Consider the following 14,082-nt stretch of genomic DNA (forward strand, 5'->3'; position numbering starts at 1 on the left):
CGTGATCACCTTGCCCGCCTGGCCCATGGCGATCACGCCGCACCGCGAGCCCCTGGCCCGCCCCGGCCCGCGCTGGGGCGCCTACCCCGAGCGACCCGACGACGCTGAGCCACGCCTGCGCGGCACCCTGCCCCACGCTTGGCTGCCCACCTGGTTGCCCGCCCCCTGGCGCCTGGCTTGGTGCCACCCCTGGTTGCGCCAGGTTCGGCAACTGTCGGCCCACACACCGCTTGACCTGAACGCCTGCCGCCAGGCCCTGAGGCGCGAAGGCTTCACCCCCGACAACGTGGCCCTGGCCCTGGCCCACGTGCTGCGCGCCACCGAGCAGACACTGGGCCTGCGCCTGCACGACACCCAGTTGCTGGCCGCCACCTTGATGCTGGACCAGCAACTGGTGGAGATGGCCACCGGCGAGGGCAAGACCCTGGCCATGGCCACCGCCGCCGCCGTGGCCGCACTCGCGGGCATCCCCGTCCACCTGGTCACCGCCAACGACTACCTGGCCGAACGCGATGCGCAAACGCTGGCGCCGCTGTTCGGCGCGCTGGGCATCTCGGTGGCGCACATCGCGCCAGCCATGTCTTCCGACCAGCGCCGCCCGGTCTATGCGCAAGACGTGGTCTACGCCACCGCCAAGGAAGTCGCTTTCGACTACCTGCGCGATGGCCTGTCCACCCCACAAGGCGCCCCGCCATTGCTCCGCGGCCTGAGCCTGGCCCTGATCGACGAAGCCGACAGCATCCTGCTGGACGAGGCCAGCGTGCCGCTGATCATCTCGGTCACGCAGCAAGGCCAGGCCGCGCAGCAGGCACACCGGCGCGCCGTGTGGTGGCAGGCCCTGCACCTGGCCCGGCGCCTGCGCCACGATGGCGACTACACGGTCGACACCGGCCGCCACAGCGCCGCCCTGACGCCCGCAGGCGAGCAGCACATCGCCGGCCCGGCCGAAGCCCTGGGCGGGGTGTGGCGTCGCCCGCGTTTGCGCCGCGACCTGCTGGGCCTGGCCGTCACCGCCTTGCACGCGCTCCACCGCGACCAGCACTACCTGGTCCGCGAGGGCAAGGTGGAGCTGCTGGACACACTCACCGGCCGTGTCGCCGTGGGCCGCGTGTGGTCGCAAGGCCTGCACACGCTGATCGAGTTGAAGGAAGGGTGCACACCCAGCGCGCCCACCGAAACCCTGGCGCAGATCACCTTCCAGCGCTTCTTCAAACGCTACTGGCGATTGGGCGGCCTGAGCGGCACCCTGGTTGAAGCGCGCGCCGAGTTGCGCGGCCTGTACGACCTGGACGTGGTGCGGGTGCCCGAGCGCCTGCCCAGCCAGCGGCAGACCTGGCCCACCCTCGTCTTTGCCACGCCCGATCAGCGCTGGCGCGCCATCGCCGAGCGTGCCCAGGAGATGCAAGCCCATGGCCGCCCCCTGCTCATCGGCACCGACTCGGTGCACGACTCCGAGCAACTGTCACAGCACCTGCAGCAAGCTGGCATCGCGCACACCGTGCTCAATGCCCGGCAGGACCAGCACGAGGCCGACATCGTGGCGCAGGCCGGACAAGCCGGGCACGTGACGGTGGCCACGCGCATGGCCGGCCGGGGCACCGACATCAGCCTGAATGAACGGGCTTTGGCCGCGGGCGGCTTGCACGTCATCCACTGCCAACGCAACGAGTCAAAACGCATGGACCGGCAGCTGGTGGGCCGTTGCGCGCGCCAAGGGCAAGCAGGCAGCACAGAAGCGTGGATTTGTGCCGCCATTTCGAATGACCCCGCCACCCCTTCTGAACCTAAGCTAACACGATGTATTCAATCCGCCGTCGTGCACCGTTCAACCCCATCAGCGTGGTGCTGGTGGCACCTGCGCCTGCCCCAGTGGCTGGAAGAGCAGCGGCAGGCGGCATTGCGGCGACAACTGCTCGATCAAGACCGGCAATGGGCTCAACAACACCGTCTCGCCCGGCAAAGCCGTGGGCCTTCTGTCTAGGCGCCCTGCTCGGCTCCGTGGGGGCCGCCACGCACGCCGCGCCACCCAAGCCCGCGGGCTGCCTGATCGAGCCCGACCAGGTGGCCGACGTGGGCTCGGCCGTCACCGGCATCATTGAGAAACTGAACGTCGCCCTGGGCGAACGCGTGCAAGCCGGCCAGACGGTGGTGGTGCTGCGCGCCGACGTGGAACGCGCCAATGCCAACGCCGCCACCTTGCGCACGCAGATGGATGCCGAGGTCAAGGCCGCCGCGGCGAACCTGGAATTGGCCCGGCAGAAAGTGGTGCGCACGCAGCAACTGGTGGCCAAGGATTTCGTCTCGCAACAAGCGCTGGACCAGGCCCAGGCCGAGCAGGAAGTGGCCGTGCAAAAGCACACCCTGGCGCGCAGCCAGCAACGCATCTATGGCCAGGAACAGGCCATGGCGCAGGCGCAACTGGGCTTGCGCACCTTGCGCAGCCCCATCAACGGCATCGTCGTGGAGCGCTACAGCAACCTCGGCGAGCGCGTGGAAGACCGCCCCGTGCTGCGCGTGGCCAACATCGATCCGCTGCGCGTGTCGCTGATGGTGCCCATCGCCCAATACGGCCAGGTCCACGTGGGCGATCGCCTGTCGATCCACCCGGAACTGCCCGGCATCGGCGCGGTCAGCGCCCAAGTGGCCTACGTGGACAAAGTGGTGGACGCCGCCAGCAACACCTTCCGCGTGCGCCTGAGCCTGCCCAACCCCGACCACCGGCTGCCCGCCGGCCTGCGCTGCAAGGCCGACTGGCCCGTGGCGGCCAGTGGCGCGGCGCCCGCACGGCCCACGCCCAGCGTGGCACCAGCCCTGCCCGCGCACACCCCCATCCGGCCCAAGGCCGTGGCCCAGCCCACCCTGCCGCTGCACCTGCCCACGGCCACCACGCCCGCGTCGACCTGGCTGAGGATGTCCGTGGCCTTGGCGCGCGTGCCCACACACCCGGCGTCGCCGAAGACCGCATCGTTCGCAGTGAGCAAGGCCAGTCAGCCCATCAGCCTGAGATTCAGCATCGCGCTGGCCGACGCTCGCTGACGCGGCCGCTCATTGAACAGGCCCGGCATGCGTTCCCTGCCACCCCCACACGTTCAACGGCCCATTGCCGAGGCGATGGAGCCACGCCTGCTGTATGCCGCCGACTTCGCGCCAGCGGCCTTCATGGGCAGCGCGGTGGCCGACACCAGCCACCAGCGCCTGATCGACACCACCGCGACTCCGAACGCCCCAGCCACGTCGGGCACCGAGCTCGTCTTCATCGATGCCCGCGTGCCCGACCAGGCCAGCTTGCTGGCCGACCTGAACGCGCAGGCCCAGGCGGGTCGCGCCATCGAGATCGTGTTGATCGATGCGGACGAGGATGGCATCACCCGCATCACCCAGACGCTGGCCGACCGGCATGACGTGTCGGCCGTGCACCTGATCTCGCACGGCGACAGCGGCTCGGCCCAGTTGGGCAACACCGTGCTGGATGAAGCCACGCTGGCCACGCGCGCGCACGATGTGGCCTCCTGGGGCCAGGCCCTGACCCAGGACGCCGACCTGCTGATCTACGGCTGCGACGTGGGCGCTCAAACCAATGGCCAGGCCCTGGTGCAAGGCCTGGCCGCCCTCACTGGCGCCGACGTGGCCGCCAGCGATGACCTCACCGGCGCCGCCCTGCAAGGTGGCGACTGGGTGCTCGAAGTGCAAAGCGGCCGCATCGAGGCCTTGCTGGCCCCCAGTGCCCGGGCCCAGGGCCTGTTCGAAGGCGTGCTGGCCGCCGTGCCCCTGGGCAAAGCCGATGCCGTGTGGGCCACCTCCGGCGACGGCACAGCGCAATACACGTATTACGACGGCGTGACCTACACCAACGGCAGCGACACCGCCAACACGGGCCAGTGGACAGTGGTGAGCACGGCCTCCTCCCCCAAGCGCGACGAGGTCATCGCGGTCGGCGTCAACACCAGCGGCACCATCACGGGCGAAGTGATCAAGGGCGGCACCAGCACCCTGATCCCCCTCACCATGGGCACCGGCACACCCACCAACCGCCAGGGCTTCGGCGTGGCCTACGAGCAAACCAGTGGCGATGCCATGCTGGTCTGGAACGATGGCAGCAATCTGAGCTACAGCATCTACAACGGCAGCACCTGGACGACCGCGACCACCATCGCGGGCTACACCGGCGCGGCCCCCCAGCACATGCAGCTGGTGTCCCAGCCTGGCGGCGACGGCATGGCCCTGATCATCAGCGACGCCAATGCCGACGACCACGCCATGATCTGGAACGGCAGCAGCTGGGGCCAAGCCATCACGCTGGACACCTCGGGCACCTCGGCCGCCGATCAAACGTCTATCGCAGTGGCCTTCGAGGCCCAGAGCGGTCATGCCATGGTCGCCTACGCCAAGGCCTCGGACGCCAACGTCTATTTCCGCGTCTTCGATGGCAGCGTGTGGGGCATGGAGGCCGCTGCCGGCAACTACCTGGAAGCGGCCACCCCGCAATGGCTGACGCTGGCCAGCGACCCCACCAGCAACCGCATCGCCATGGGCCTGATCAGCAGCTCGGGCACGCAAACCTTCACCTCCTTCGCCGTGTGGAACCAGGGCGGCTCGCAGAGCTGGAGCAACCGCACGGTCACCTCCGCCCAGAACACCACCACCAACGCGCCCGCCGTGGCCGTGGCCTATGAAAGCAAGAGCGGTGACCTGCTCGCCGTGTATGGCAGCACCAGCGCCAACACCGTCAACTACAAGACCTTGGGCAGCTCGGGCGCGTGGTCGGCCACGCAGGCCGGGCCCAATGCCGGGGGCATCGTGGGCGCCTTGCGCTTGAACAGTGATCCCACCACCAACAACATCATGCTGGGCATGCAGACCACGGGCGGCCGCCTGTCGTTTTCAGACTGGAGTGGCAGCGCCTGGCAAAGCACGCCGGTGGTGGCCACCAGCAACACTGGCAGCTCGCTCACCCCGGCTTTCGCGTGGACCTTCAAGAACCACATCGCGGGCAACACCACCAACACCTTGTGGCTGGGCGCCAACCAGGCCGACTCGGACGGCTGGGATGGCGTCAACTCGACCACCAGCACCGAAGTGCTGGCGCTGGAGAACCCCGACCTGCACTACGGCACCGGCACCAACTCGGACGGCACCTTCTCTCATGTCCTGGACATGTCAGCGTTTGGCGCCAGTGGCCTGGACGACATCGCCTGGGTGTCCCGCGACGTGGTGTTGTCCGGCAGCCTGACCGTGCACCGAGGTGACCTGCTGTTCTCGGTGCCCAGCACCACCACCTTGACCAGCGCCAACAGTTTGCAGGCCAACCGCAATGAAGTCATCTTGTTCAGCCCCACCGTGGCAGGCGACTATTCGGCCGGCACCTTCACCAAGGTCTTCACGCTCAACAACGCCCTGTTGGGTCTGCTCGCCTTGTCGCCCACCGCCAGCATCCGAGGCCTGGCGCTGGTGGAGGAGACCGTCAACATTGGCACCACGCAGGTGCTGGCCGGCACCTTCCTGTTCAGCGCGGGCAACGGCAACACAGCCGCCAATGACATCCTCAGCTTCAGGGTCGGCGGCGCGTCCGTGACCACCCTCATTGAAGGCGACGACATCAACCTGGACAGCTCGATCACGGGCCTGGAAGTCGTCACCAGCAGCACCCCATCGGCCAACGCATCCTTGCCCGCCGGCACCTTGCTGGTGAGCCTGGCCACGGCCGACTCTCAGGTGGCCAACAACTACCTCAGCGTGGCACCCACCGATGTCGTGGCCCTGACCGTGTACCGCACCTCGGGCGCCAACAGCGCCATCGCCGTCGGCACCACGATTCTGCAAGGCAGCTCGGTCGGCATCACCGGCAGCATCGACAGCCTGGCCCTGACCTTGAGCATCGCCCCCGTCATCGACAGCAATGGCGGCGGCGCCACGGCCAGCACCAGTGTCAACGAGAACACCACGGCCGTCACCACCGTGGTGGCGCAAGACGCAGACCCCTACGCCGACCTGACGTACAGCATCACCGGTGGGGCCGACGCGTCTCGATTCACCATCGACAGCCGCACCGGCGTGCTGCGCTTCAACACCGCCCCCGACTACGAGAACCCACAGGACAGCGACAAGAATCGCAGCTACGTGGTCACGGTGTCGGCCAGTGATGGCACCTACCGCGACAACCAGACCATCACCGTCAACGTGCTCAACGTCAACGAGGCCCCGGTGATCGTGAGCGGCGGTGGCGGCAGCACGGCCAACCTGGTCGTGCTCGACAACAACCCCGTGGCCGCCGCGGTGAACGCCAGCGACCCGGACCAGCCCGACACCCTGAGCTACACCATCACGGGCGGCCTGGACAGCGCCATGTTCAGCCTCAATGGTGCCACCGGCGAGTTGATGTTCAACCCGGCCGTGAGCTACCAGAACCCGCAGGACTCGGATGGCGACAACGTCTACCAGGTGGTGGTTCGGGTGCAGGACTCGCAGGGTGCCTGGGACGAACAGACCCTGAACATCTCGGTGCAGGCCTCCAACTTCGCGCCGGTCATCAACAGCAACGGCGGCCCGGGAGACGCCACCCTGGTGGTCAACGAATTCCAGACCAACGTGACCACGGTGCAGGCCACCGACGACCAGACGGCCAGTTCGCAACTCAGCTACGGCATCGCGGGTGGGGCCGACCAGGCCCTGTTCCACATTGATGCGCAAACAGGCGAGTTGCATTTCACGGCACCGCCCGACGCCCAGGCCCCTGGCGACGTGGGCGGCATCAACCGCTACGAGGTGAAGGTGAGCGCCAGCGATGGCCAGTTGACCAGCTACCAGACCCTGACCATCGACATCCAGCCCTACACACGCCCGGTCAACAACCTGCCGGGCAGCCTGTCGGCCACCGAAGACACGGCCAGCGCCTTGGCTGGCCTGAGCGTCACCGACCCCGATGCGGGCAGCGCGCCCATCACCGTCACGCTCCAGGTGCAGCACGGCAGCCTGAGCGTGCGCGATGACGTGGCCTCTGGCCTGGACCCCAGCGGCATCCAATACGATGCCGAGCGCCGCACCGTGACCCTGACCGGAAGCGTCAGCGCCATCAACGCAACCCTGGCCGATGCCACGGGCGTGCGCTACCTGTCCGACCCGGACCACGTCGGCCAGGACACGCTGACCATGACCACCGTCGATGGCGTGAACACCGGCACCGCCCCGCCCTTGACCGTCAGCAACAGCACCACCATCACCGTGGACGCCGTCAACGATGCGCCCAAGGCCATCATTGGGCAAAGCGCCTACGCGGCCACCGAGCAAACCGACCTGGCGCTTCACAACACCGGCCTGCGGGTGGGCGATGTGGACGCGGCCACGGGCAACGTCCAGGTCAGGCTTGCGGCCGTGGACGGGCAGATCACCGTGGACCCGGGCTCCACCGGTGTGGCCGTGACCAACTCAGGCACGAACAGCGTCATCCTGGCCGGCACCATCGATCAGATCAACGCCTTGCTGGATGGTTTGAACGACGGCACCATCCTCTACCACGTGCCTGGCGACACCCCATCGGCCACCGACACGCTGACGCTGATCATCAACGACCTGGGCAACACCGGGACGGGCGGCAATCTGGCCGCCCAATCCTCGGTCACGGTCAACATCAGCGCGGTGAACGATGCCCCCGTGGCCGTGGCCGACAGTGCGACGGTCGATGAAGACGCCGTGCTCAACGGCAGCACCGTGCTGGCCAACGACAGCGATGCCGAGAGCGATGCCTTGAGCGCCACGCTGGTGCAGGACGTGGCCCACGGCACCCTCGTCTTCAACAGCGATGGCAGCTACACCTACACGCCCACCGCCAACTTCAACGGCACCGACTCGTTCACCTACCAGGCCAACGACGGCACGGCCGACTCCAATGTGGTCACTGTCACCATCACCGTCGATGCCGTCAACGACGCGCCTGTGGCGGTGGACGACAGCGCTTCGGTCAACGAGGATGCCGTGCTCAATGGCAGCACCGTGCTGACCAACGACACCGACATCGACATCGAGGCCCTGACCGCCACCCTGGTCACCGGCCCCAGCCATGGCACCTTGGTGTTCAACAGCGACGGCAGCTACACCTACACGCCCACCACCAACTTCAACGGCACCGACAGCTTCACCTACCAGGCCAACGACGGCACGGCCGACTCCAATGTGGCCACCGTCACCATCACCGTCAGTGCCGTCAACGACGCCCCCGTGGCTGTGGACGACAGCGCCTCGGTGAACGAGGACGCGGCGCTCAACGGCAGCACCGTGCTGGCCAACGACACCGACACCGACGTCGATGCCCTGACCGCCGCCCTGGTCACCGGACCCAGCCACGGCACCTTGGTGTTCAACAGCGACGGCAGCTACACCTACACGCCCACCGCCAACTTCAACGGCACCGACAGCTTCACCTACCAGGCCAACGACGGCACGGCCGACTCCAATGTGGCCACCGTCACCATCACTGTCAGTGCCATCAACGACGCCCCCCTGGCGGTGGACGACAGCGCTTCGATCAACGAAGACGCCGTGCTCAATGGCGGCACCGTGCTGGCCAACGACACCGACATCGACAGCAGTGCGCTGAGCGCCAGCCTGCTCACCGGCCCCAGCCACGGCACCCTGCTGTTCAACAGCGACGGCAGCTACACCTACACGCCCACCGCCAACTTCAACGGCACCGACAGCTTCACCTACCGGGCCAACGACGGCACGCTCAACGCCAACATGGCCACCGTGACGATCACCATCGCCCCGGTCAACGACGCCCCGGTCATCACCACCAACGCCCTGACGATCAACCAGGGCGGCACCGCCGAACCCCTGCTGCTGGTCACCGATGTGGACAACGCCAACGCCGACCTGCTGATCAGCGCCAGCGACATCGTCGGCGGGTACTTCGCCAACGCAGGCACGGGCAGCACACTCACCCAATTCACCATGGCCGAGGTGGCCGCGCACCAGGTAGTGTTCGTGCACGACGACAGCGGCCAGGCGCCCAGCTACGTGCTGTCCGCCACCGACGGCCTGCTCAGTGCCAGCGCGTCCACCGTGCAAGCCAGCTTCACGCTCACACCGCCGCCACCTCCACCGGTGATCTCTGCGCCGCCGACTGCGCCTCCCGCCCCGCCAGCGCCGCCCGACACCAGTGACAGTGAGAACGACGAAGCCGAAGAGCCCATCACCACGGGCATCGGCGCGGCCACCGGTGCTGCGACCCAGTCCGCCGCGCCCATCGCCCGGCTGTCCTTCTTCGTGGACCCGAACAACCTCGCGCCCACCAACGCCGGCATCGTGGTCGTGCCACCCGCCAACCAGTACGGCGTGGACCTCAACAACCGCATCATCACCGCCAGCACCGTGGCCGCCGCCGGTGAAGATGCCTTCCGCTATTCCTGGCTGAAGGCCTTGAACACCACCCTCAGCGACACCGAAAACCTGCGCAACAGCCTGACCGCCCTGCGCGAGCAGTTGCAGAACGACGGCCTGGAGCGGCGCCACCTGGTGGCCTCGTCCATCGCCGTGTCCACCGGCCTGTCGGTGGGTTATGTGATCTGGCTGGTGCGCGGCGGCGCGCTCATCGGCTCCATGCTGTCGGCCATGCCCGCCTGGCAGATGATCGACCCCTTGCCCGTGCTGGCCCGGGGCCGCGGTGGCCGCCAGGCCGATGCCGGTGAGGGCGACGACGCCTCCGTCGAGCACATCTTCGACGACGATGGCCCCGCCCCGCCACCACGGCCTGCGCCACCACCGCCCATCACCCCCACCATCGAGGAGGCCGCGCCATGAAACGCCTGGCCACCCGCTTCTACCTGGCCATGGGCCTGTCATCCCTGCTGGTGACGATTGCCCTGGCCGCCACCTACCTGGGCCTGATCCCCGACCGCGAAGCGCTGGTGCGCCAGCACCGCGCCGTGCTCTCCGAGACCCTGGCCACCAGCGTTTCGGTGCTGCTGAACGAGGACGACACCAGCACGCTCGAGCAAGCCCTGGAAATGGCCATCGAGCGCGAGCCATCACTCCTGTCCATCGGCATCCGCCGCACCGACCGCAGCACCCTGCTGGCCCTGGGACCGCACGATGCCTGGCAACCCACCTCCAGCGAACAGTCCACCGACGCGCAGGTGCAAGTGCCACTGTGGCACGAGGGCGCCGCTTGGGGGTTTCTGGAGCTGCGCTACTCGCCACTGCGGCACGAAGGCTGGCTGGGCTACCTGGACGACCCTTCCCTGCGCCTGAGCGCCTTCCTCTTCGTGTCCAGCTTCATCGCCTTCTCGCTCTACCTGGGCCGCATGCTGCGCCACCTCGACCCCTCGCAGGCCATCCCCTCGCGCGTGCGCTCTGCGCTGGACACGCTCACCGAAGGCCTGATGGTGCTGGACGCGCAAGGCCACACCGTGCTGGCCAACCAGTCGCTGGCCACCATCATGGGCGTCGAACCCGATGCCCTGCTGGGCCGCTCGGCCGCCAGCCTGCCCTGGACCGACCGCGAAGGCCAGCCCCTGGTCACGCCGCTGCTGCCCTGGCAACAGGCCATCGATGAGAAGCAGACCCGCCGCGACGTGCTCATGTACCTGAGCACCGCGCGCGGCCAGCGCTACACCTTCCGCGTCAACTGCTCGCCCATCCTGGCCGCCGAGAAGCCGCAAGGCGTGCTCATCAGCTTCCAGGACATCACCGAGCTCGAAGAAAAAGAAGTGGCCCTGCAAGCCGCCAAGGAAGAGGCCGACACCGCCAACCGCGCCAAGAGCGATTTCCTGGCCAACATGAGCCACGAGATCCGCACCCCGATGAACGCCATCCTGGGCTTCACCGAACTGCTGCGCCGCCGCGCGCCCACGGCCCACAACGCCGACGAACAGCGCCGCCACCTGGAAACCATCCACGCCAGCGGCCAGCAGTTGCTGGAACTCATCAACGACATCCTCGATCTGTCCAAGGTTGAATCGGGCCGGCTGGAGCTGGAGCGCGTGCGCTTCGCGCCCCACACCGTGGTCAGCGACGTCATCCGCGTGCTCGAGGTCAAGGCACTGGAGAAAAAACTGCTGCTGCGCATGGACCTGCCCCAGCCTCTGCCTGCCACCATCGAGGGCGACCCTTCCCGCCTGCGCCAGATCATCACCAACCTGATCGGCAACGCGCTCAAGTTCACACAGCAAGGCCAGGTCACCGTCAGCCTGCACCTGGAGACCCACGCCTACCCGGCCACCTACCGCATCGACATCGCCGACACCGGCGTGGGCATCGCGGCCGACAAGCTGGACTCCGTCTTCGAGCCCTTTGTGCAGGCCGAGACCTCGACCACACGCCACTTCGGCGGCACCGGCCTGGGCCTGACCATCAGCCGGCGCTTCGCCAAGGCCATGGGCGGCGACATCACTGTCACCAGCAAGTTGGGCCAGGGCAGCGTCTTCCACGTCACCTTCGACCCCGGCATGATCAAGGGCATCCCCATGCTCAGCCCGGACGAGATGATCCGCCAGGCCTCCGAGCTGGCCGTGCAGGCCACCATCCACTGGCGCTTCCCGCCCCGCCGCGTGCTGGTGGTGGACGACGGCGCCGAGAACCGCGAACTGGTGCGCCTGGTGCTGGAAGAAACCGGCCTGGTCGTGCAAGAGGCGACCAACGGCCAGGAAGCCCTGGACATGGTCGCCCAAAGCGCCTTCGACCTGGTGCTGATGGACATGCAGATGCCCGTGATGGACGGCGTGGTGGCCACCCGCCTGCTGCGCGAGCGCGGCGTCAAGACCCCCATCCTGGCCCTGACCGCCAACGCCATGAAGGGCTTCGAACAAGAGATCAACCAGGCCGGTTTCTCGGGCTTCCACACCAAGCCTTTGAACATCGGCACCCTGCTGACCGACCTGGCCCAGCGGCTGGGCGGTGAATGCCTCGCCCCCGAGGAAGTGCTCAAGCTCCAGAGCGCAACTGCCGACAACACAGGCAGTAGCAGCCCGGTCAACGGGCCCTTAGATACCAGCCCGATGGTCTCCCGCTTGTCACAACATCCCAAATTGCGAAAAGTGGTGACCCGGTTCATGGACGAATTCCCGGGCAAGTTGGCATTGATGAAGCAATCCTTGGATCAGAACGACTTGAAAGAACTCGCTCTGCACGCCCACTGGCTCAAAGGCGCTGGTGGCAGCGTGGGCTTCGACGCGTTTTTCGAACCCGCCCGCCACCTGGAAGCCGCCTGCCTGGTGGACGACGCGGTGCAGGCTGGCCACTGGTTGCAACACATCGAGGAGCTGGGCCAGCGCATGGTCCTGGACGCCCCGGAAGGGATCACGGCATGAGCCGAGACCTCGTGGCGATGACCACGCCCTGGGACGGTGCCCTCGTGATGATGGTGGACGACGAGTCGATGATGACCGACGTCATCCAGACCCACCTGGAAGACGCGGGCTACACCCGATTCGTGGCCTGCAACGACCCGCGCGAGGCCGTTCAACTGATCCGCCAACACCAGCCCGACGTGCTGCTGCTGGACCTGATGATGCCCGGCGTGTCCGGCTTCGACGTGCTGCAGGCCGTGCGTGCCGACGAGGCCCTGCAGTACACCCCCGTCATCGTGCTGACCGCCGCCAGCGATCCGGCCACCAAGTTGCGAGCACTCGAGTTGGGCGCCACCGAGTTTCTCTCTAAACCTGTCGACTCCAGCGAGTTGGTCCTGCGGGTGCGCAACACCCTGGCGTTCAAGCGCTACCAGGACCGCCTGGCCTACGTGGACATGGTCACTGGTCTGTCCAACCGCGAGCGTTTCACGCGCCGCCTGGACGAAGCCTTGCAACACGCCCTGCCCCAGCAAACCATGCTGGGCCTGCTGCACCTGGGCTGCGAGCAGTTCCGCCAGACCCGCGAAACCCTGGGCCCGCGTGCCGCCGACGCCTTGCTGCAGAAAGTGGCCGCGCGCCTGATCAACGTCGTCGTGCCCCCGCACGACCGCGACTCCGCTGCCCTGCATCCCGAATCCCTGGGACTGGCCCGCGTGGACAGCCAGGACTTCGCCCTGATCCTGCCCGAGATGGCCCAGGCCGAAGACGCCGCCACCCTGGCCAAGCAAGTGATCCAGGAGCTGACCGCGCCCTTTCAGATCGACGGCCACGACATCTTCCTGGTCCCGCACATCGGCATCGCCTTGGCGCCCAGCGACGGGCAGAGCGCCAACAGCCTGCTCAAAAGCGCCGACCTGGCCTGCTCCAAGGTCAAGGGCCATGGCAAGGCAGGCTACGAATTCTTCTCGGCCGAGCTGACAGCCCGCTCCATCGAGCGCCTGACCCTGACCAACCAGTTGCGCCTGGGCATCCACCGCGACGAGCTGCGCCTGCACTACCAGCCCAAGGTCTGCATGCGCACCGGCCGCATCCTGGGTGCCGAGGCCTTGATCCGCTGGCAGCACCCCGACCATGGCCTCCTGATGCCCGGCCGCTTCGTGCCCCTGGCCGAAGAGACCGGTTTGATCGTCGAGCTGGGCGATTGGGTCACGCAAGAGGCCTGCCGCCAGATGGCGCTTTGGAAGCAACAAGGCCTGCGCGATTTGAAGGTGTCGATCAACGTGGCCAAGCCGCAGTTCGACAACGGCCACTTTCTGCAGTACCTGCAGAAAGTGCTGGCCCGCACCCAACTGCCGCCCGAATGGCTGATGGTCGAAGTGACCGAAAGCATGCTGGTCAGCGACGTGGCCTGGGCGCTCAAGCAGATGAACGATTTGCAAGGGCTGGGCGTGCGCCTGTCCATCGACGACTTCGGCACCGGCTACTCATCCCTGAGCTACCTCAAGCGTTTCCCGGCCGATGAATTGAAGATCGACCGCTCCTTCATCATCGACCTGCCCGGCCAGACGAAAGACCAGGCCATCGTGCAAACGGTGGTGTCACTGGGGCACAGCCTGGGCATGCAGGTGGTCGCGGAAGGTGTGGAAGAAGAAGACCAGCTGCGCATCCTGCAGCGCATGGGCTGCGACGTGCTGCAAGGCTTCCTGTTCAGCAAGGCCGTGCCGCCGCAAGCGTTTGAGGCCTTGATCCTGGGCTCCTCGGCCCTGGACCTGATCAGGCCGCCGGTTCCGCTGGGCGCCTGAGC

The 14,082-nt window shown here is 67.3% G+C and carries 5 protein-coding genes; all 5 read left to right on the forward strand.

Annotated elements, in window-relative coordinates; genetic code table 11:
* The first annotated feature begins 1 nt into the window (after position 1).
* From Q7V20_RS08780 to Q7V20_RS08800, 5 genes are read left to right on the forward strand one after another with little or no spacing between them, the layout of a single operon-like run.
* Complete coding sequence (locus Q7V20_RS08780) at positions 2-1,981, forward strand: DEAD/DEAH box helicase (protein ID WP_304789372.1); 1,980 nt, start codon at positions 2-4, stop codon at positions 1,979-1,981.
* 17 nt (positions 1,982-1,998) lie between these two features.
* A complete protein-coding gene (locus Q7V20_RS08785; protein ID WP_304789375.1) occupies positions 1,999-3,036 on the forward strand; it encodes an efflux RND transporter periplasmic adaptor subunit in 1,038 nt (345 codons plus the stop codon).
* 27 nt (positions 3,037-3,063) lie between these two features.
* A complete protein-coding gene (locus Q7V20_RS08790) occupies positions 3,064-9,792 on the forward strand; it encodes an Ig-like domain-containing protein (protein ID WP_304789376.1) in 6,729 nt (2,242 codons plus the stop codon).
* Complete coding sequence (locus Q7V20_RS08795; RefSeq protein ID WP_304789379.1) at positions 9,789-12,299, forward strand: ATP-binding protein; 2,511 nt, start codon at positions 9,789-9,791, stop codon at positions 12,297-12,299. The genes Q7V20_RS08790 and Q7V20_RS08795 overlap by 4 nt, the downstream gene beginning before the upstream one ends.
* Entirely contained in the window at positions 12,296-14,080 is a 1,785-nt protein-coding gene (locus Q7V20_RS08800; RefSeq protein WP_304789382.1) for an EAL domain-containing protein, read from the forward strand. The genes Q7V20_RS08795 and Q7V20_RS08800 overlap by 4 nt, the downstream gene beginning before the upstream one ends.
* The last annotated feature ends 2 nt before the right edge of the window (positions 14,081-14,082 follow it).

The sequence above is a fragment of the Aquabacterium sp. genome, from assembly GCF_030652515.1.
Lineage (GTDB): Bacteria > Pseudomonadota > Gammaproteobacteria > Burkholderiales > Burkholderiaceae_C > Aquabacterium.

Bases quoted from the DNA above. Each gene is read 5' to 3' on its own strand.
- Q7V20_RS08800 (WP_304789382.1), top strand. From the start codon at position 12,296: ATGAGCCGAGACCTCGTGGCGATGACCACGCCCTGGGACGGTGCCCTC.
- Q7V20_RS08790 (WP_304789376.1), top strand. From the start codon at position 3,064: ATGCGTTCCCTGCCACCCCCACACGTTCAACGGCCCATTGCCGAGGCG.
- Q7V20_RS08795 (WP_304789379.1), top strand. From the start codon at position 9,789: ATGAAACGCCTGGCCACCCGCTTCTACCTGGCCATGGGCCTGTCATCC.